This window comes from Streptomyces sp. NPDC093089, assembly GCF_044754405.1.
In the GTDB taxonomy this organism is placed as follows: Bacteria; Actinomycetota; Actinomycetes; order Streptomycetales; family Streptomycetaceae; genus Streptomyces.
Genome location: NZ_JBIVPA010000001.1, coordinates 33,049 through 52,090, shown reverse-complemented (window position 1 = coordinate 52,090; position 19,042 = coordinate 33,049). Strand labels below are relative to the sequence as shown.

The following is a 19,042-nucleotide window of genomic DNA, read 5'->3' as shown; positions in this document are numbered from 1 at the left end:
CGCCGCCCGTGTGGGCCGCGCCCGCGCGCCGCCGTCGCCCACCGCCCGTGTGGGCAATCGTCCCGCCCCTGGCGGACGATTGCCCGCAACGGGGGGCGCGGGCGCGAGGGCGGGCACCGGCTCAGCGGAACGATTGCCCGCAACGGGGTGGGGGCGCAGGTCGCGGCGGGGGTTACTTGTCGATGTCGCCGACGACGAAGAAGAGGGAGCCGAGGATGGCGACCATGTCGGCGACGAGCGTGCCGGGGAGGAGTTCGACGAGCGCCTGGATGTTGTTGAAGGACGCGGAGCGGAGCTTGAGGCGGTAGGGGGTCTTCTCGCCCTTGGAGACGAGGTAGTAGCCGTTGACGCCGAGCGGGTTCTCGGTCCAGGCGTACGTGTGGCCCTCGGGCGCCTTGAGCACCTTCGGCAGCCGCTGGTTGATCGGCCCGGCGGGCAGCTCGGCCATGCGGTCGAGGCAGGCGTCGGCCAGGTCGAGGGAGTTGTGGGTCTGGTCGAGGAGGCACTCGAACCGGGCGAGGCAGTCGCCCTCGTCGCGCACGGCGACCCGCAGGGTGTCCTGGAGCTCCCCGTAGGCGAGGTAGGGCTCGTCGCGGCGGAGGTCGAAGTCGACGCCCGAGGCGCGGGCGATCGGCCCGGACACCCCGTACGCGTGCACGGCGGCCTGCGACAGGACGCCGATGCCGCGGGTGCGGCCGCGGAAGATCTCGTTGCCGAGGACGAGGCGGTCGTAGACGTCCATCCGCGACCGGACGTCGGCGACGGCCTGTCGGGCCCGGCCCAGCCATCCGGCGGGCAGGTCCTCCTTGAGGCCGCCGACCCGGTTGAACATGTAGTGCATCCGGCCGCCGGAGACCTCCTCCATGACCGCCTGGAGTTCCTCGCGTTCCCGGAAGGCGTGGAAGACGGGAGTGATTCCGCCCAGTTCGAGGGGGTACGAGCCGAGGAACATCAGGTGGTTGAGGACCCGGTTCAGCTCGGCGAGCAGCGTCCGCGTCCAGACGGCGCGCTCCGGGACCTCCATGCCGAGCATCCGCTCGACGGCCATGACCACGCCGAGTTCGTTGGAGAACGCGGAGAGCCAGTCGTGCCGGTTGGCCAGCATGATGATCTGCCGGTAGTCCCGGGCCTCGAAGAGCTTCTCGGCGCCCCGGTGCATGTATCCGATCACCGGCTCGGCCTCCCGCACGACCTCACCGTCGAGCACGAGCCGCAGCCGGAGCACTCCATGGGTCGAAGGGTGCTGCGGCCCGATGTTCAGCACCATGTCGGTGCTCTCCGCCGCCCCGCCGATCCCGACCGTCGTCTCCGTCATGCGGCCCAGTATCCCCCGTGCCCCCGACGCCCGTTCGCCCCGTTCACAGCGGGACCCGCTGGGTGAGCCAGAGGAAGTCGCCGAGGCCGCCGGGGGCGGTGAGTTCGGCGGCCTCGCCCGCCGAGGCGAGGGCGCGGACGTAGCCGACGGGGTCGGTCGAGGCCAGGGCGAGGGGCGGCCGCTCCCCGGACACGCCGAGCCGCCGCAGGGCCTCCCGCTGGGTGACCAGCTCGGGGCCGAGGCTAGGGCTAGGGCTAGGGCTAGGGGCAGGGGCAGGGGCAGGGGCGTGGGCCGTGGACGCGCCCGCGTGGGCGTCCGGCCCGGGCGCCGCGGCTCCGCCGGCGCCGTCGTAAGGCCGGGGTTCCCTGGCCGGTAGGCGGGGCTCCCCGGCCGGCAGGCCCCCGCAGGCGTCCATGGCGACGTGGGCGGTGAGGTCGCAGGTGCCGTCGGGGACCGGGGGGACCTCGCGACCCGCGCGGAAGCCGGTGAGGGTGCCGAAGGGCGGCCGGGCGCCGCGGACGTGGGCGTAGTCGACGGCGACCGCGCGGCCTGCGGTGAGGGAGGAGACGGCGAGGGCCCAGGCCCGGTCGCGGGGGAGCCCGATCTCGGCCCGGGCGCCCGGCTCGTGCAGGGGCCACCAGCGGGTCAGCCAGTCCGCGTCGGGGCCGGAGACGGGCGGGCCGAGCCGTTCGGTGCCGTCGGCGCGGACCTCCACGTACCGGGCGGTGCCGGTCGCGTCGGCCTCGGCGACGTCGACCGGCACGTTGTCGAGCCATTCGTTCGCGAAGAGGAGCCCGCGCACGCCCGGCGGGATGCGGTCGGTCCACTCGACGCGGGGGTCGAGCCCGGCGGGCCGGGCGGCGCGCTCCACGGCGACCGCCCGGACGGCGAGGCCGCTGCCGGCGGTCGCCGCGAGCACCCCGGTGAGCAGTTCGCCGCGTCCCGCGCCCACGTCCACCAGGTCCACCTCGGCCGATCCCAGCTCCTCCGCGACCTCGTGGAGCAGCCGGGCGACGGCCCCCGCGAAGAGCGGGGAGGCGTGCACGGAGGTGCGGAAGTGCCCCGCCGGTCCCTCGGGCCGCAGGTAGAAGCCCCCGGGGCCGTACAGCGCCCGTTCCGTGGCCTCGCGCCACCCCTGCCACTGACACGTCTCATCCGTCACGGGCTCCAGTCTCCACCTCGGGGAGTACGGGCTCCGCACCAAGGATCGACCCCACGGTTGATCCCTGCACCATCTCGCTGTCCCTACTCTGGGTGACGTGCAGCGCCTCTACGACTTCCTCCGCAGACACCCGACGGGCGTCGACACCTTCTGGGCCGTCGTCCTCCTCGGGTTCTCCCTGCTGTGGGTGGGATCGACCCACCCGGCGGCCGACCATCCCGTCGGCTCCGGTGTCGTCGCCGTGCTCTTCTCGCTGGTCGTGGCCCTGCGCCGGCGCGCGCCGGAGAAGATGCTGCTGCTCGCGGTCGCCCTCGGGGTCGTCCAGCTCGTGTTCGGCCTCGTGCCGTTCGTGGCCGACTTCGCCATGCTCGTGATCATCTTCACCGTCGCGGCGCACGACGGACCCCGCTGGGCGTCCCGGCTGGCACTCGCCGGCGGCCTCTGCGCCGCCACGCTCTCCCAGCTGAGATGGCCGATGGAGGACACCGAATCCGGCGCCGCCAAGGTCTTCTTCACGGTCATCATGACCGTGCCGTTCGTGCTGGCCTGGGTGCTCGGCGACTCGCTCCGCACCCGCCGGGCCTACTTCGCGCAGCTGGAGGAGCGGGCCTCCCGGCTGGAGAAGGAGCGCGAGGCCCAGGCCAAGGTCGCGGTCGCCGCCGAGCGGGCCCGGATCGCCCGCGAGCTGCACGACGTCGTCGCGCACAACGTGTCGGTGATGGTCGTCCAGGCCGACGGCGCCGCCTACGTGATGGACTCCTCCCCGCAGACCGCCAAGCAGGCCCTGGAGACCATCTCCACCACGGGCCGGCAGGCCCTCGCCGAGATGCGCCGGCTGCTCGGCATCCTGCGCACCGGGGAGCACCAGGAGGCCGGGGAGTACGTGCCCCAGCCCGACGTGCGGCAGATCGAGGACCTCGTCGAGCAGGTCCGGGGCGCCGGTCTCACCGTCGACTTCGCGATCGAGGGGAGCCCGCGCCCGCTGCCGAGCGGCGTCGAGCTCACCGCGTACCGGATCGTGCAGGAGGCCCTCACCAACACGCGCAAGCACGGCGGGCCGGACGTCGGAGCCAGCGTCCGCCTGGTCTACTTCGACGACGGTCTGGGGCTGCTCGTCGAGGACGACGGCCGGGGAGCGCCGCAGGAGATGTACGAGGACGGCGGCGCCGACGGCCGGGGCCATGGTCTGATCGGCATGCGGGAGCGGGTCGGCATGGTCGGCGGCACGCTGGACGCGGGCCCGCGTCCGGGCGGCGGATTCCGGATCAGCGCCCTGCTCCCCCTCAAGTCCGCGCACTGACGACCCTTAAGGAACTGACCTGATGTCCATCCGCGTGATGCTCGTCGACGACCAGGTGCTGCTGCGGACCGGTTTCCGCATGGTGCTCGCCGCCCAGCCGGACATGGAGGTCGTCGCGGAGGCGGGCGACGGCGTCGAGGCCCTCGAGGTACTGCGGTCCACGGCGGTCGACGTCGTCCTGATGGACGTGCGGATGCCGAAGCTGGACGGGGTGGAGACGACCCGGCGGATCTGTTCGGAGCCGGACGCCCCGAAGGTCCTGATCCTGACGACCTTCGACCTCGACGAGTACGCGTTCTCGGGGCTGAAGGCGGGGGCGAGCGGCTTCATGCTGAAGGACGTGCCGCCCGCGGAGCTGCTCGGCGCGATCCGCTCGGTGCACAGCGGCGACGCGGTGGTGGCGCCGTCCACCACCCGCCGGCTCCTGGACCGCTTCTCGCCGATGCTCCCGTCGTCGGGCAAGGAGCCCGAGCACAAGGGCCTCGAACGGCTGACGGACCGCGAGCGCGAGGTCATGATGCTCGTCGCCCAGGGCCTGTCGAACGGCGAGATCGCCGCCCGGCTCGTCCTCTCCGAGGCCACCGTCAAGACCCACGTGGGCCGCATCCTCACCAAGCTGGGCCTCCGCGACCGCGTCCAGGTCGTGGTCCTCGCGTACGAGTCCGGCCTGGTCCGCGCGGGCGGCGGCCCGGCCTGACCCCACCCACCGGCCGCTAGCGCTGTGACCGGAAGGGTTCACCGCCTCACGACGCCCGGCGCGGCACCTCGCCGCGTTGTCGGACCGCGCACGTACGTCCAGTACGAGCCGCGACCCTCCGCCTTGCGACGCGTCCCCTCGGCCCTGGCGGGCCTGGGGAGGCCCCGTGCACCGGACGCCGCGAACCGGCAGACCTTTCCGGCCACAGCACTAGCGCAGGACCGACTCCAGGAAGTCGCTGCCGAGGCGGGCGACGGCGGACACGTCGAGCTGGTGGAGGACGTACCGGCCGCGGCGCTGGGTGGTGAGCAGATCGGCCTTCCGCAGGACGGCCAGGTGCCGGGAGACCTCGGGGGCGGTGATGCCGTACGCGTCGGCGAGCTCGCTCGTCGTGTACGCGCCCCGGGCGAGGCTGCGGCACAGCCGCATCCGCATCGGATGGGCGACCGCCTCCAGGCGCCGCTTGACCGCCTCGACGGACGCGGTGCCGCCGAGGTCGCGGGTGGGCACGGGGTACTGGACGACGGGCTGCCAGCCGGGCGCGTGCAGGGCGAAGAGGTGCGGCCAGCCGAACGCGGTCGGCAGGAACGTCACTCCCGATCCCTCGGCGCTCGTACGGCCGTGGACCAGCTTGTCGACGACGATCCGGGAGCCCTGCTCGTCCTCCTCCAGGACCATCGCCGAGGAGGCGTCGGCGACGGCCTCGGCCAGGCCCTTGTGCCGCATCAGCTCGGTCTTGTGGCGGGCGTCGGCGGCGAGCTGGACCCGGACCCGGCGCCAGGTGTCGCCGAAGAAGGCTTCGTCGCAGTCCTCCAGGAGCCGCCGCACCCACGCGCGTGTGCCGGGCGGGTCGGCGAGCATCCGCTCCACGAACGCGGCCTGGCGCGGGCCGCGCGCGGCGGCCAGGTCGAGGACTCGGCGCCGCATCCGCTCGTCGACGAGCGGCGAGGGGGCGCCGTGCGGGTACTGGCTGGAGCAGGAGATCTCCAGGGCCGAGCCCACGAAGATCTCGTCGTCCACGCCGTCGAGGTCGTCCAGCTCCTCGGTGAGCGTCTCGCGCGGCCTGGCCGGCAGCAGGATGTCCGAGCGGGTGGAGCGCCACATGAAGTCGGCCTCGTGCAGCCGGTCCGCCAGCTCCGGCTTCAGCGCGGCCGCCGTCGTGGTCGTCCAGGCGTGCAGCCGGGCGTGGTGCGCGGGCTCGGCGAGGGCGTGCAGGGCCGCGCCCAGCTCCGCCAGTGGCGAGGGGCAGAAGACGATCCGCTCGCGCGGCAGTCCGGTGATGTCGATGGTCACGCTCACCCGTCCATGGTGCGGGGTGCGCCCCGGGCCCTGTCGCGTCGTTTGACGCGGGCCGTCAATCGACACGTCCGTCCGCCCCGGAACGCCGCCCCAGCCGCCCCGCCCCGGCCGTCGCTCCGCTGCCGGCCCTCGCCCCGCCCCAGCCGTGGCCGCCGTGTCGGCCGGCGCCCGGTGCCGGCCGCAGACCTCGAAGCCCGCCCCCGCCTCAGCCCTCGATCCGCGACAGGAAGTCCCGTACCGCCTCCTTCACGTCCTGCGCGGTCCAGGCGAGGCCGGGTGCCGTGACGGTGAGCTCGGTCGCCGCGACTCCGGGCGGGCCGCCCGCACCGGGGGAGAACCAGCGGCGGAAGAGGGCGGTGCCGGTGGCCTCGGTGGCCGCGACGGACGCGGCGGTGAGGGTGTCGGGGGAGTACGGCAGCCAGACCTGGAACTGGTGGGTGTGCGGGGTCTCGGGGTGGACGCGGGACCAGCCGATCCCGGCGTCGGCGAACGCCTCGCGGACCGCGTCGGCCACCACGCGCGCGTGGGCCGTGTACGAGGGCAGCCGGGGCAGCTCGACGTCGAGGCCCCGGAGGGCGGCGAGCGCGGCCGGGTACTGCTGGAAGAGCATGCCGCCGTAGCGGTGCCGCCAGATCCGGGCCTCCTCCATGACGTCCTCGGGGCCGGCGAGCGCGGCCCCGGACTGGCCGCCGAGGGACTTGTAGAACGAGACGTACACGCTGTCGGCGAGCCCGGCGATCTCCGCGAGGCCGCGGCCGAAGTGCGTCGGGCACTCCCACAGCCGGGCCCCGTCGAAGTGGACCACCGCGTCCCGCTCCCGGGCCGCCTCCACGACCCCGGTCAGTTCCTCCCAGGACGGCAGGACGAAGCCGGCGTCCCGCAGCGGGAGCTCCAGCATCAGGGTCCCGAAGGGCTCCGGGTGGTCGCGCACCTCCTCGGCGGTCGGCAGCCGCGGCGCGTCGGTCGGGTGGACCGTGCGCAGCCCGGAGACGGCGCCGAACGCCCCGTTCTCGTGGACCTCGGGGTGGGCGAGCGGGTGGAGGGCGACGACGGGGCTGCCGGTGCGGCCGGACCAGCAGCGGAGCGCGACCTGCTGGGCCATGGTGCCGGTCGGGAAGAACACGGCTGCGGGGAAGCCGAGCTCCTCGGCGACGCGTCGCTCCAGCTCCTCCACGAGCCCGTTCCCGTACGTGTCGACCGGCGCGTCGCCGTGGCTGGCGGCCTCCGCCCAGTCGGCCAGTTCGCGCAGCCGGGGGCCGACCGCGCCGTCCACGGAGGTGTCCCACAGTTTGCGGGCGGCGCCTCCCCACAGCCCGGCCCGGTACAGCCGGGCCGCTTCCTCGTCCACAGGGCTCACAGGGCTCACAGGATTCATGGGGTGATCATCACACCACCGCCCACACCCTGTGGACAGCCACGGGGCAGCGCGAAACGCTGGCGTAGCATGACCAGAAATCGTCCGGTACCCGCCGAGGACTGGAACGGAAGGCCGTCCCCACCGTGAACGCACCAGCAGCGCCAGAGCCCCGAGCCGAGGACCGACCCGCCCGGCTCACCGTCGGAGTCGTCGGCGCGGGCCGCGTGGGCCCCGCGCTCGCCGCCTCCCTCCGGCTCGCCGGACACCGTCCCGTCGCCGTGTCGGCGGTCTCCGACGCCTCGCGGCGCCGTGCCGCGGACCTCCTGCCCGACGTCCCGGTCGTCGAGCCCGCCCGCGTCCTCGCCCTCGCCGACCTGGTCCTCCTGACCGTCCCCGACGACGCCCTGCCGGGCCTGGTCGAGGGCCTCGCCGACACCGGGGCCGTACGGCCGGGACAGCTGGTCGTCCACACCTCCGGGCGGTACGGGGCGCGGGTCCTGGACCCCGCCCGCCGGGCCGGCGCCCTGCCGCTCGCGCTGCACCCCGCCATGACGTTCACCGGTACCGCGGTCGACGTCCAGCGGCTCGCCGGCTGCTCCTTCGGCGTCACCGCGCCCGAGGAGCTGCGGCTCGCCGCCGAGGCCCTGGTGATCGAGATGGGCGGCGAGCCCGAGTGGGTCGCCGAGGAGGCCCGCCCGCTCTACCACGCGGCCCTGGCCCTCGGCGCGAACCACCTGGTCACCCTGGTGGCCCAGTCGATGGAACTGCTCCGCAAGGCGGGCGTCGCCGCCCCCGACCGGATGCTCGGCCCGCTCCTCGGCGCCGCCCTGGACAACGCCCTGCGGTCCGGCGACGCGGCCCTCACCGGCCCCGTCGCGCGCGGTGACGCCGGCACGGTCGCCGCCCACGTCGCCGAGCTGCGCAAGCACGCGCCCGGCACCGTCGCCGGCTACCTGGCGATGGCCCGTACGACCGCCGACCGGGCGCTTGCCCACGGCCTGCTCAAGCCCGAACTGGCCGAGGACCTGCTGGGCGTGCTCGCCGCCGACAGCACCGGCCCCGCCGACGGGCCGCAAGGAGACGACCGATGACCCTGTCCGCCCGCAAGAGCGCCGAGGACGGCCGGACCGTCCGCCACCAGCCGGCGGAGCTGCTCCGCGCGGTCGAGGACCTCCAGGACGCCGTCGCGCACTGGAGCACGCCCGGCCGTACCGCCGTGGTCATGACCATGGGCGCCCTCCACGAGGGCCACGCCACCCTGATCAGGGCCGCACGCGAGCGCGTGGGCCACCAGGGCTTCGTCGTCGTCACCGTCTTCGTCAACCCGCTCCAGTTCGGCGCGGGCGAGGACCTCGACCGCTACCCGCGCACCCTCGACGCCGACCTGGAACTGGCCCTCGACGCGGGCGCGAGCGCCGTCTTCGCGCCCTCCGTCGACGAGGTCTACCCGGGCGGGGAGCCCCAGGTCCGCATCACGGCGGGCCCGATGGGCGAGCGCCTCGAAGGCGCCTCGCGGCCCGGCCACTTCGACGGCGTGCTGACCGTCGTCGCCAAGCTCCTCCACCTCACCGGCCCCGACCTGGCCTTCTTCGGCCAGAAGGACGCGCAGCAGCTGGCCCTGATCCGCCGGATGGTCCAGGACCTGAACTTCCCGGTCGAGATCGTCGGCGTGGACACCGTCCGCGAGGCCGACGGCCTCGCCCTGTCCAGCCGCAACCGCTACCTGTCGGCCGAGGAGCGCCGTACCGCGCTGGCGCTGTCCCGCGCGCTGTTCGCCGCCGGTGACCGGCTCGCCGCCCAGGAGGCGCTGCGCGCGCGTGCCACCTCCCTGCCCGGCGCCCAGGGCCGGGCCGAGAACCGTGCCGAGGGGCTCTCCCGGCTCGGCGAGGCCCGTGCTGCCGCCGACGCCCACGCGGTCGCCCAGGCCGCGGAGCGCGGCGGGGCCGAGGCCGTGCGGGCCGCGGCCCGCGCCGTCCTCGACGACGCGGCCAAGGTCCGGCCGCCGCTCGCCCTCGACTACCTGGCCCTCGTCGACCCGAGCGACTTCACCGAGGTCGACGACGACCACGACGGTCCCGCGATCCTCGCCGTCGCCGCGCGCGTGGGCGCCACCCGGCTGATCGACAACATCCCCCTCGTCTTCGGGACCCCCGTCCCGGGGACCACCGGGACCGGAACCACCGGGACCGGAACCACTCCGCTCGGAGCCGCCAAGTGACCGGAATACGGCTGCACGCCCCCGCGCCCGGCTGGGCCATCGAAGCCGACGTCGTCGTGGTCGGCTCCGGTGTCGCCGGTCTCACCGCCGCCCTGCGGTGCACCGCCGCCGGCCTCCGTACGGTCGTCGTCACCAAGGCGCGGCTCGACGACGGCTCGACCCGCTGGGCCCAGGGCGGCATCGCCGCCGCGCTCGGCGAGGGCGACACCCCCGAGCAGCACCTCGACGACACCCTGGTCGCCGGCGCCGGCCTCTGCGACGAGGACGCCGTCCGGCTGCTCGTCACCGAGGGCCCGGACGCCGTCCGCAGGCTGATCGCGACCGGCGCCGACTTCGACAAGAGCTCCGACGGCGAGATCGCGCTGACCCGCGAGGGCGGCCACCACCGCCGCCGGATCGCCCACGCGGGCGGCGACGCGACCGGCGCGGAGATCTCCCGCGCCCTGGTCGAGGCGATACGGGACCGGGGCGTCCGCTTCATCGAGCACGCCCTCGTGCTCGACCTCCTGACCGACGCCGAGGGCCGTACGGCGGGCGTGACCCTGCACGTGATGGGCGAGGGCCAGCACGACGGCGTCGGCGCCGTCCACGCGCCCGCGGTGGTCCTGGCCACCGGCGGCATGGGCCAGGTCTTCTCGGCCACCACCAACCCGGCCGTCTCCACCGGCGACGGCGTCGCGCTCGCCCTGCGGGCCGGCGCGGAGGTCTCCGACCTGGAGTTCGTCCAGTTCCACCCCACGGTGCTGTTCCTCGGCGCCGGTTCCGAGGGCCAGCAGCCGCTGGTCTCCGAGGCGGTGCGCGGCGAGGGCGCCCACCTGGTCGACGCCGACGGGGTCCGCTTCATGCTCGGGCAGCACGAGCTGGCCGAGCTCGCGCCCCGGGACATCGTCGCCAAGGCGATCACGCGGCGGATGCTGGAGCAGGGCACCGAGCACATGTACCTCGACGCCCGGCACTTCGGCGCCGAGATGTGGGAGCAGCGCTTCCCGACGATCCTGGCCGCCTGCCGCTCGCACGGCATCGACCCGGTGACCGAGCCGATCCCGGTCGCCCCCGCCGCCCACTACGCCTCCGGCGGCGTCCGCACCGACCTGCGCGGCCGGACCACGGTCCCCGGCCTGTACGCGTGCGGCGAGGTGGCCTGTACGGGCGTCCACGGCGCCAACCGGCTCGCCTCGAACTCGCTCCTGGAGGGCCTGGTCTTCGCCGAGCGGATCGCCGAGGACGTCACGGCCGCCGCCCCGCGCACGGTGGGTGCCCCGGTGCCGCACCCGGCGCCGGTGACCCTGCCGCTGCCGGTGGCGGGCACCCGGACCCGCGTCCAGCGGGTGATGACGGCCGGCGCGGGCGTGCTCCGCTCGGAGACCAGCCTGCGGACGGCCGCCGAGGCCCTCGACGCCCTGCACAGCGACGCCGTGGCCGGCGGCACGGACGACACCAAGGCCGCCGAGCCCGGTGTGGAGTCCTGGGAGACCACCAACCTGCTGTGCGTCGCCCGGGTCCTGGTCGCCGCGGCCCGCCGCCGCGAGGAGACCCGCGGCTGCCACTGGCGCGAGGACCGTCCGGACCGCGACGACGCGGACTGGCGCCGGCACCTCGTCGTGCGCCTCACGCCGGAGCGGGCCCTGGACGTCCGCACCACCGACACCTTCGACTTTCCCCCCACCGTCGACGCCCCCAGGGAGCCGTAAGTGAGCACGCCCGAGGAAGCCCGTCCCGAGCCCGTGGACGTCCCTCTGATCCAGATCAGCGCCCCCTCCGAGGCCGGCGGCTGCGGCGACGGCTGCGGCTGCGGCGGCGAGGGCGAGGAGTTCGAGTGCGGTCTCGACCCCGCGCTCGCCGAGCTCCTCGCCGAGGCCGGTCTCGACCCCGTCCAGGTCGAGGACATCGCCCACCTGGCGATCGCCGAGGACCTCGACGGCGGCGTCGACGTGACGACCGTGGCGACCGTCCCGGAGGACGCCGTCGCCACCGCCGACTTCACCGCCCGCGAGGCCGGTGTCGTGGCCGGTCTGAGGGTCGCCGAGGCCGTCCTGTCCATCGTCTGCGCGGACGAGTTCGAGGTCGAGCGGCACGTCGAGGACGGCGAGCGCGTCGAGGCCGGGCAGACGCTCCTCAGCGTCACCGCCCGCACCCGCGACCTGCTCACCGGCGAGCGCAGCGCGCTGAACATCCTGTGCCGCCTCTCCGGCATCGCCACCGCCACGCGCGCGTGGGCGGACGCCCTGGAGGGCACGAAGGCGAAGGTCCGCGACACCCGCAAGACCACCCCGGGCCTGCGCGCCCTGGAGAAGTACGCGGTCCGCTGCGGCGGCGGCGTCAACCACCGCATGTCGCTGTCCGACGCGGCCCTCGTCAAGGACAACCACGTGGTGGCGGCCGGCGGCGTCGCCGAGGCCTTCAAGGCCGTGCGGGAGCTGTTCCCCGAGGTGCCGATCGAGGTCGAGGTCGACACGATGCACCAGGTCCGCGAGGTCCTGGACGCGGGCGCCGACCTGATCCTGCTCGACAACTTCACCCCGATCGAGACCGAGGAGGCCGTCGCGATCGTCGCGGGCCGCGCGGTCCTGGAGTCCTCGGGCCGGCTGACCCTGGAGAACGCGGCGGCGTACGCGGCGACCGGCGTGGACTACCTGGCGGTCGGCGGGCTCACCCACTCCTCCCCGATCCTCGACATCGGCCTGGACCTGCGCGAGGTGCGGGCCTGATGCTGCTCACCATCGACGTCGGCAACACGCACACGGTCCTCGGCCTCTTCGACGGCGAGGAGATCGTCGAGCACTGGCGGATCTCCACGGACCCGCGCCGGACCGCCGACGAGATGGCGGTCCTGCTCCAGGGCCTCATGGGCATGCACCCGCTGCTCGGCGTCGAGCTGGGCGACGGCATCGAGGGGATCGCCATCTGCGCGACGGTCCCCTCGGTGCTGCACGAACTGCGCGAGGTGACCCGCCGGTACTACGGGGACGTGCCGGCGGTCCTGGTGGAGCCGGGCGTCAAGACGGGCGTCCCGGTCATCACCGACAACCCGAAGGAGGTCGGCGCGGACCGCATCATCAACGCGGCCGCGGCGGTCGAGCTGTACGGCGGTCCCGCGATCGTCGTCGACTTCGGCACGGCGACGACGTACGACGCGGTCACCGCGCGCGGCGAGTACGCGGGCGGGGCCATCGCGCCCGGCATCGAGATCTCGGTCGAGGCGCTGGGCGTGAAGGGCGCCATGCTCCGCAAGATCGAGCTGGCCCGCCCGCGCAACGTCATCGGCAAGAACACCGTCGAGGCGATGCAGTCCGGCATCATCTACGGCTACGCGGGCCAGGTCGACGGCGTCGTCGCCCGCATGAAGCGCGAGCTGGTCGGCCCGAACGGCGACCCCTCCGACGTCACCGTCATCGCCACGGGCGGGCTCGCCCCGATGGTCCTCGGCGAGTCGGCCGAGATCGACGAGCACGAGCCCTGGCTGACCCTGATCGGCCTGCGCCTGGTGTACGAGCGGAACGTCTCCCGCATGTGAGGCGGCGACCCGCGAGGGCCGCGGTCGCGGAAGCCGGCGCGGTGGACGATCATTCCGGCGCGCCGGAATGATCGCTAAGCAGAAATTGTCCGATTAGCGCGTAGTGTCGGCCCATGCCCACGCCATACGGATCCCGCGGCGGCATGGCGTTCAGCGCGGACGAGCTGCGTGTGCTCCGTCGTGCCCTTGCCACCGCCCTCCACCCCGCCCCCCTCCAGGACGAGGACGTCCAGGACTGCCTGCGCCTGGCCGAATCCGTGGACGAGGCCGTGCGCGAGGCCGGCCGGCTGCGCGCCTTCCTCCTGGCCGACCTGGCCCGCTACCGCGAGGCGCTGCCCGGGTCGCTCGGCGGCTACCTGGAGATGCTCAGGGACGCCCTGGCCGGCGGGTACGACCCCGCGGCCGACGACCTCGCCGCCCTGCGCGCGCTGCGGGGCAACGCGGAGGCCGCCGAGCTGCTCGCCCGCTGCCAGGTCCTCGCCGAGCGCTCCGTACGCGCCCGCCTGGCCCGGGTCTCCCGGGTCACCGTCGCCACGACGTCCGGCGCGCCCCGGGCCCGCCTGCTCGCGCTCCCCGGCGGGCGCGCGGCGGCCGACGAGCCCAAGCCCACCCCGCCGGTCCCGGCGGAGCGCCCGGTGCCCAAGCCCTCCGAGGTGTTCCCGCCGCGCCGCCGCCCCGTACCCCCGCCCCCGCCCGAGGAGCGGGCCGCCGGATAGCTACCCTGGTCGTCATGGACTACGTATCCGCGCTCCTGCCCCCCGTCGTGATGGCCGCGTTCTTCATCGGCCTCGTCGTCACGATCGTGAAGAGCCAGGGCGGCCCGAACAAGGCCAAGGAGGACGCGGTCGTGGACGCCGCGCTCGCCCGCGCCGAGGCCGCCCGCCAGGCGGACGGCACCACCGCCTCCTGACGACCGCCCCCTCGGGGGCGGCCACCGCGACACCCGGGACGCACGACCCTTCGAGGTCGTGCGTCCCTTTTGCTTCGTTTCCTTCCGTCAATGGACGTTAATCGGCCCCTTGCGCACTAAAGTGACGTTGTGCCCCGTCCATTGGGAGAGCTCGAAGACGCCGTCATGACGCGCGTCTGGCAATGGAACCGCCCGGTGACCGTCCGGGAAGTTCTGGAGGACCTCCAGCAGGAACGGTCCATCGCCTACACGACCGTCATGACCGTCATGGACAATCTCCATCAGAAGGGCTGGGTGCGCCGCGAAGTCGAAGGCCGCGCCTATCGATATACCGCGGTCTCCACCCGGGCCGCCTACTCGGCCGCCCTGATGAACGAGGCATGGGCCCAGAGCGACAACCCGGCCGCCGCCCTCGTCGCCTTCTTCGGGATGATGTCGCAGGACCAGCGCGAAGCCCTGAACGACGCCATCCGAATCGTCCAGCGCGACACTCCGCAGGCCACCCCGCCCGAGGAGGGCGCCGACGGAACCGGGGCCGGGGAGCGATAGCGTCCCCCCATGTCGACGCCCGCCTTCCCGGCCGCCTCCGCCAAAGCCGTCACCGTCCGCAGGGCCCGCACCACCGATGTCGCCGCGGTCCGCCGCCTCGTCGATCCTTTCGTGCAGCGCGGCATCCTGCTCGACAAGGCGACCGTGACCCTTTACGAGTCGATCCAGGAGTTCTGGGTCGCGGAACGCGACGACGACTCCACCGTCGTCGGCTGCGGCGCCCTCCACGTGATGTGGGAAGACCTCGCCGAAGTCCGCACTCTCGCCGTCGATCCCGACTTCAAGGGAGCCGGCGTCGGACATCAGGTGCTCGACAAGTTGTTGCACACGGCCCGATGGCTCGGGGTGCGGCGGGTATTCTGCCTGACCTTCGAAGTCGACTTCTTCGCGAAGCACGGCTTCGTCGAGATCGGCGAGACCCCGGTCGACGGAGATGTCTACAGCGAGCTCCTGCGTTCCTATGACGAGGGAGTCGCCGAGTTCCTCGGTCTCGAACGAGTGAAGCCGAACACCTTGGGCAACAGCCGGATGCTTCTGCACCTGTAACCCTATGTCCGAATCGCGCACGTTTCCCGCGTTGCCAGGGTTCTGAACCTCTGCCAGGGGTTTGTGTTTTTCCGGGAAAAGCGGTTTCCTTTCCGCGTACTGCATTTTCGATGAAAGGAAATCCGGTGGCACAGAAGGTTCAGGTCCTTCTTGTCGACGACCTCGACGGCGTCGAAGCGGACGAGACGGTGACGTTCGCGCTGGACGGGAAGACCTACGAGATCGACCTCACCACCGCCAACGCCGAAAAGCTCCGCGGCCTGCTGGAGCCGTACACCGCGGGTGGCCGTCGCACCGGTGGCCGCACCACGGGCGGTCGCGGCAAGGGCCGCGTCGCGGCCGGCAGCCCCGACACCGCCAAGATCCGCGCGTGGGCCAAGGAGAACGGCTACGACGTGAACGACCGCGGCCGCGTGCCCGCCACCGTCAAGGCGGCCTACGAGGACGCGAACCGCTGAGGCGACAGCTGCTGAGCCGCCGACCCCCGGGTACGGGCACTCAGCAGCCGCACCCGGTGGCACTCCGCGGCGGCGGCGGCCACGAGACGCACCAGGCAGGGGGCATCCGCACCGCCCCACGGAGCGGACCGCAGGGCCGGCAGCGAGGACTCGACCTCGCACCCCGGCACGGGAGCCCGCAGCCACACGGCGGCGCCCCGCGCGCCGGAGCCGCCGCGCCCCGGGGGAAGGGGCGCGGCCATCCGGCCGTCGGCGCCGAGACCGGCGAGATCCAGTGAGATCCCGCCCCACTCCAGCCAGTCGAGCAGTCCCGGGAGCTCCTCCGCGCTCCCCGCGGCCACCAGCAGCCGCATCCGGCGCCCCATCAGGGCCACCGGACCCGTCGCCGCGCCCATCCGGCGCAGCACACCCCGACCGGCCGCGGCGGGCAGCTCCAGGACGTCGAACCGCAGTCCGGTGACGAGCTGCACCGGCGGACCGGCCACCGTCGCCCAGCCGAGCGAGTCCTCGTACCACCGCGCGACGCCGCCGTCGATCGGCGTGCGGGGCGTCGGGACGGTGAGGGCCATGCCCGGGGAACTCCCGCGAGGGCGTGTTGGTTACGCCCCCGGCGGCTCCACGGTGACGTTCAGTGCTCCTTCGGACGCGCAAGGTGTCCGTGATGGGGCGTACGCGTGCATTCGACCGCGCAAGGGTGTTCGCTGGTAGCGGAGGGAACCGGGGTGCGCCGCATGGAGTGTCAGTCCATACGGGTAAGACATTCCTAGTGGAGAGGGGCGACTCGCGGGCTTCGGCGTCTCACGTTCGCCATCGGCGTAGTGATGGCGCGGGTAACTACTTGGCCTGCGGGAACATCGTCTCGCACCATCGGGTTGGAGCATTTGTCGGCTGTTCGGCAGCAGGTCTCCCCGCGGAAGAGGGGGTGATCCGGACGGATGTCGGCAGTTGGAATGAGCGGTCCCCGCTTGCGGGACTAAGCTGCGGAAGGACAGGGAGGGGATCGACCCCTAACTGACTGACCGCTCTGAGGAGCGATTAACGATGTTCGAGAGGTTCACCGACCGCGCGCGGCGGGTTGTCGTCCTGGCTCAGGAAGAAGCCCGGATGCTCAACCACAACTACATCGGCACCGAGCACATCCTTCTGGGCCTTATCCACGAGGGTGAGGGTGTCGCCGCTAAGGCCCTGGAGAGCCTCGGGATTTCGCTCGAGGCGGTCCGCCAGCAGGTGGAGGAGATCATCGGCCAGGGCCAGCAGGCCCCGTCCGGGCACATCCCCTTCACCCCTCGCGCCAAGAAGGTCCTGGAGCTCTCGCTCCGCGAGGCCCTCCAGCTCGGCCACAACTACATCGGCACCGAGCACATCCTGCTCGGCCTGATCCGCGAGGGCGAGGGCGTCGCCGCCCAGGTCCTCGTGAAGCTGGGCGCCGACCTCAACCGGGTGCGACAGCAGGTCATCCAGCTGCTCTCCGGCTACCAGGGCAAGGAAGCCGCCACGGCCGGCGGTCCTGCCGAGGGCACGCCCTCGACGTCCCTGGTCCTCGACCAGTTCGGCCGGAACCTCACCCAGGCGGCCCGCGAATCCAAGCTCGACCCGGTCATCGGGCGCGAGAAGGAGATCGAGCGGGTCATGCAGGTGCTGTCCCGCCGCACCAAGAACAACCCGGTCCTCATCGGTGAGCCCGGCGTCGGCAAGACCGCCGTCGTCGAAGGCCTCGCGCAGGCCATCGTCAAGGGCGAGGTGCCCGAGACCCTCAAGGACAAGCACCTCTACACCCTGGACCTCGGCGCGCTGGTCGCCGGCTCCCGCTACCGCGGTGACTTCGAGGAGCGCCTGAAGAAGGTCCTCAAGGAGATCCGCACCCGCGGCGACATCATCCTGTTCATCGACGAGCTCCACACCCTCGTGGGTGCGGGCGCCGCCGAGGGCGCGATCGACGCCGCCAGCATCCTCAAGCCGATGCTGGCCCGCGGTGAGCTCCAGACCATCGGTGCTACCACCCTCGACGAGTACCGCAAGTACCTGGAGAAGGACGCGGCCCTCGAGCGCCGCTTCCAGCCCATCCAGGTCGCCGAGCCGTCGCTGCCGCACACCATCGAGATCCTCAAGGGTCTGCGCGACCGGTACGAGGCCCACCACCGGGTCTCCATCACCGACGAGGCCCTCGTCCAGGCCGCGACCCTGGCCGACCGGTACATCTCGGACCGCTTCCTCCCGGACAAGGCGATCGACCTGATCGACGAGGCCGGCTCCCGGATGCGCATCCGCCGGATGACCGCGCCGCCGGACCTCCGCGAGTTCGACGAGAAGATCGCCGGCGTCCGCCGCGACAAGGAGTCCGCGATCGACTCGCAGGACTTCGAGAAGGCCGCCTCGCTCCGCGACAAGGAGAAGCAGCTCCTCGCCGCCAAGGCCAAGCGCGAGAAGGAGTGGAAGGCCGGCGACATGGACGTCGTCGCCGAGGTCGACGGCGAGCTGATCGCCGAGGTCCTCGCGACCGCCACCGGCATCCCGGTCTTCAAGCTGACCGAGGAGGAGTCCAGCCGCCTGCTCCGCATGGAGGACGAGCTCCACAAGCGCGTCATCGGCCAGAAGGACGCCGTCAAGGGCCTCTCGCGTGCCATCCGCCGTACGCGTGCCGGTCTGAAGGACCCCAAGCGCCCCGGTGGCTCGTTCATCTTCGCCGGTCCGTCCGGTGTCGGTAAGACCGAGCTTTCGAAGGCCCTCGCCGAATTCCTCTTCGGCGACGAGGACGCGATGATCTCCCTCGACATGTCGGAGTTCAGCGAGAAGCACACGGTTTCCCGCCTCTTCGGTTCGCCGCCCGGATACGTCGGCTACGAAGAGGGCGGCCAGCTCACCGAGAAGGTGCGCCGCAAGCCGTTCTCCGTCGTCCTCTTCGACGAGGTCGAGAAGGCCCACCCCGATATCTTCAATTCCCTTCTCCAGATCCTGGAGGACGGTCGCCTGACCGACTCCCAGGGCCGGGTCGTGGACTTCAAGAACACGGTGATCATCATGACCACCAACCTCGGGACCCGGGACATCTCGAAGGGCTTCAACCTGGGCTTCGCCGCCCAGGGCGACACGAAGTCCAACTACGAGCGGATGAAGGCGAAGGTCAGCGACGAGCTGAAGCAGCACTTCCGCCCCGAGTTCCTCAACCGTGTGGACGACATCATCGTCTTCCCGCAGCTGACCCAGGACGACATCCTCCAGATCGTCGACCTCATGATCAGCCGCGTCGACGAGCGCCTGAAGGACCGGGACATGGGCATCGAGCTCTCCCAGTCCGCGAAGGAGCTGCTGTCCAAGAAGGGCTACGACCCCGTGATGGGCGCCCGGCCGCTGCGCCGGACGATCCAGCGCGAGATCGAGGACACGCTCTCGGAGAAGATCCTCTTCGGCGAGCTGCGCCCCGGCCACATCGTGGTCGTGGACACGGAGGGCGAGGGCGAGGAGCGCACCTTCACCTTCCGCGGCGAGGAGAAGTCGGCCCTGCCGGACGCCCCGCCGATCGAGGCCACGGGCGGCACCGGCCCGAACCTCTCGAAGGACGCGTAAGGCGTAGCGCCTGAGCAGAGGGGCGGGGGGGGGGGGGGGGGGGGGGGGGGGGGGGGCCGCGGGCGGGGGGGGGGGGGGGGGGGGGGGGGGGGGGGGGGGGGGGGGGGGGGGGGGGGTGGGGGGGGGGGGGGGGGGGGGGGGGGGGGGGCGCGT

General features: G+C 73.0%; 18 protein-coding genes. 13 read left to right on the top strand and 5 right to left on the bottom strand.

The features are described 5' to 3' along the window. Positions 1–172: 172 nt before the first annotated feature. The gene (locus tag ACIQFX_RS00240; RefSeq protein ID WP_402456978.1) at positions 173–1,315 is read right to left on the bottom strand and encodes an NADH-quinone oxidoreductase subunit D; all 1,143 of its coding nucleotides are present in this window, start codon (positions 1,313–1,315) and stop codon (positions 173–175) included. A 43-nt stretch (positions 1,316–1,358) separates the two neighbouring features. Beyond that, complete coding sequence (locus ACIQFX_RS00235; protein WP_402456975.1) at positions 1,359–2,477, bottom strand: SAM-dependent methyltransferase; 1,119 nt, start codon at positions 2,475–2,477, stop codon at positions 1,359–1,361. 97 nt (positions 2,478–2,574) lie between these two features. Between ACIQFX_RS00235 and ACIQFX_RS00230 the strand changes: the two genes are divergently transcribed. Both ACIQFX_RS00230 and ACIQFX_RS00225 read left to right on the top strand, forming a co-directional pair. Continuing rightward, on the top strand, positions 2,575–3,777 hold the full coding sequence (locus ACIQFX_RS00230; RefSeq protein WP_402456972.1) for a sensor histidine kinase: 1,203 nt from the start codon (positions 2,575–2,577) through the stop codon (positions 3,775–3,777). A gap of 22 nt (positions 3,778–3,799) precedes the next feature. Further along, the gene (locus tag ACIQFX_RS00225) at positions 3,800–4,474 is read left to right on the top strand and encodes a response regulator (protein ID WP_376485193.1); all 675 of its coding nucleotides are present in this window, start codon (positions 3,800–3,802) and stop codon (positions 4,472–4,474) included. Between the two features lie 210 nt (positions 4,475–4,684). Here the strand turns inward: ACIQFX_RS00225 and ACIQFX_RS00220 are convergent, their stop codons facing one another. Both ACIQFX_RS00220 and ACIQFX_RS00215 read right to left on the bottom strand, forming a co-directional pair. Further along, positions 4,685–5,773, bottom strand: a complete 1,089-nt coding sequence (locus ACIQFX_RS00220; protein WP_402456969.1) for a DUF5937 family protein — start codon at positions 5,771–5,773, stop codon at positions 4,685–4,687. A gap of 205 nt (positions 5,774–5,978) precedes the next feature. Then, a complete protein-coding gene (locus ACIQFX_RS00215) occupies positions 5,979–7,148 on the bottom strand; it encodes a threonine aldolase family protein (RefSeq protein WP_402456966.1) in 1,170 nt (389 codons plus the stop codon). 125 nt (positions 7,149–7,273) lie between these two features. On the opposite strand from ACIQFX_RS00215, the gene ACIQFX_RS00210 reads away from it, so the two are divergent. The 10 genes from ACIQFX_RS00210 (at position 7,274) to ACIQFX_RS00165 (ending at position 15,325) form a co-directional block, all read left to right on the top strand. Beyond that, positions 7,274–8,221 carry a Rossmann-like and DUF2520 domain-containing protein gene (locus ACIQFX_RS00210; RefSeq protein WP_402456964.1) on the top strand — a complete coding sequence of 316 codons (948 nt, stop codon included), beginning with the start codon at positions 7,274–7,276 and terminating at the stop codon, positions 8,219–8,221. Then, the gene (gene panC, locus ACIQFX_RS00205; protein ID WP_402456962.1) at positions 8,218–9,348 is read left to right on the top strand and encodes a pantoate--beta-alanine ligase; all 1,131 of its coding nucleotides are present in this window, start codon (positions 8,218–8,220) and stop codon (positions 9,346–9,348) included. Before ACIQFX_RS00210 ends, panC begins: the two co-directional genes overlap by 4 nt. After that, a complete protein-coding gene (locus ACIQFX_RS00200) occupies positions 9,345–11,039 on the top strand; it encodes an L-aspartate oxidase (protein ID WP_402456960.1) in 1,695 nt (564 codons plus the stop codon). Before panC ends, ACIQFX_RS00200 begins: the two co-directional genes overlap by 4 nt. Beyond that, on the top strand, positions 11,040–12,056 hold the full coding sequence (nadC, locus tag ACIQFX_RS00195) for a carboxylating nicotinate-nucleotide diphosphorylase (RefSeq protein WP_402456957.1): 1,017 nt from the start codon (positions 11,040–11,042) through the stop codon (positions 12,054–12,056). Beyond that, positions 12,056–12,862 carry a type III pantothenate kinase gene (locus ACIQFX_RS00190; RefSeq protein ID WP_376485176.1) on the top strand — a complete coding sequence of 269 codons (807 nt, stop codon included), beginning with the start codon at positions 12,056–12,058 and terminating at the stop codon, positions 12,860–12,862. Before nadC ends, ACIQFX_RS00190 begins: the two co-directional genes overlap by 1 nt. Before the next feature lie 143 nt (positions 12,863–13,005). Beyond that, a complete protein-coding gene (locus ACIQFX_RS00185; RefSeq protein ID WP_402458520.1) occupies positions 13,006–13,578 on the top strand; it encodes a hypothetical protein in 573 nt (190 codons plus the stop codon). Positions 13,579–13,592: 14 nt separating this feature from the next. Then, positions 13,593–13,772, top strand: a complete 180-nt coding sequence (locus ACIQFX_RS00180; RefSeq protein WP_376485175.1) for a hypothetical protein — start codon at positions 13,593–13,595, stop codon at positions 13,770–13,772. A gap of 129 nt (positions 13,773–13,901) precedes the next feature. Then, entirely contained in the window at positions 13,902–14,321 is a 420-nt protein-coding gene (locus ACIQFX_RS00175; RefSeq protein ID WP_402456954.1) for a BlaI/MecI/CopY family transcriptional regulator, read from the top strand. A 9-nt stretch (positions 14,322–14,330) separates the two neighbouring features. Further along, positions 14,331–14,867, top strand: a complete 537-nt coding sequence (locus ACIQFX_RS00170; RefSeq protein WP_402456950.1) for an amino-acid N-acetyltransferase — start codon at positions 14,331–14,333, stop codon at positions 14,865–14,867. Positions 14,868–14,992: 125 nt separating this feature from the next. Continuing rightward, positions 14,993–15,325, top strand: coding sequence for an Lsr2 family protein (locus ACIQFX_RS00165; RefSeq protein WP_017240029.1), 333 nt, complete (start codon positions 14,993–14,995; stop codon positions 15,323–15,325). On the opposite strand, the gene ACIQFX_RS00160 is transcribed toward ACIQFX_RS00165, so the two are convergent. Further along, positions 15,304–15,894, bottom strand: a complete 591-nt coding sequence (locus ACIQFX_RS00160) for an SCO3374 family protein (RefSeq protein WP_402456947.1) — start codon at positions 15,892–15,894, stop codon at positions 15,304–15,306. The two genes, ACIQFX_RS00165 and ACIQFX_RS00160, sit on opposite strands and share 22 nt — an antisense overlap. Before the next feature lie 472 nt (positions 15,895–16,366). Here ACIQFX_RS00160 and ACIQFX_RS00155 point away from each other — a divergent pair, with 472 nt between their 5' ends. Continuing rightward, positions 16,367–18,889, top strand: coding sequence for an ATP-dependent Clp protease ATP-binding subunit (locus ACIQFX_RS00155; RefSeq protein ID WP_402456944.1), 2,523 nt, complete (start codon positions 16,367–16,369; stop codon positions 18,887–18,889). The last annotated feature ends 153 nt before the right edge of the window (positions 18,890–19,042 follow it).

Excerpts from the sequence above, each read along its gene's own strand:
- ACIQFX_RS00240 (WP_402456978.1), bottom strand. The coding sequence starts at position 1,315 with ATGACGGAGACGACGGTCGGGATCGGCGGGGCGGCGGAGAGCACCGAC.
- ACIQFX_RS00225 (WP_376485193.1), top strand. The coding sequence starts at position 3,800 with ATGTCCATCCGCGTGATGCTCGTCGACGACCAGGTGCTGCTGCGGACC.
- ACIQFX_RS00215 (WP_402456966.1), bottom strand. The coding sequence starts at position 7,148 with ATGAATCCTGTGAGCCCTGTGAGCCCTGTGGACGAGGAAGCGGCCCGG.
- panC (WP_402456962.1), top strand. The coding sequence starts at position 8,218 with ATGACCCTGTCCGCCCGCAAGAGCGCCGAGGACGGCCGGACCGTCCGC.
- ACIQFX_RS00190 (WP_376485176.1), top strand. The coding sequence starts at position 12,056 with ATGCTGCTCACCATCGACGTCGGCAACACGCACACGGTCCTCGGCCTC.
- ACIQFX_RS00185 (WP_402458520.1), top strand. The coding sequence starts at position 13,006 with ATGGCGTTCAGCGCGGACGAGCTGCGTGTGCTCCGTCGTGCCCTTGCC.
- ACIQFX_RS00180 (WP_376485175.1), top strand. The coding sequence starts at position 13,593 with ATGGACTACGTATCCGCGCTCCTGCCCCCCGTCGTGATGGCCGCGTTC.
- ACIQFX_RS00170 (WP_402456950.1), top strand. The coding sequence starts at position 14,331 with ATGTCGACGCCCGCCTTCCCGGCCGCCTCCGCCAAAGCCGTCACCGTC.
- ACIQFX_RS00160 (WP_402456947.1), bottom strand. The coding sequence starts at position 15,894 with ATGGCCCTCACCGTCCCGACGCCCCGCACGCCGATCGACGGCGGCGTC.
- ACIQFX_RS00155 (WP_402456944.1), top strand. The coding sequence starts at position 16,367 with ATGTTCGAGAGGTTCACCGACCGCGCGCGGCGGGTTGTCGTCCTGGCT.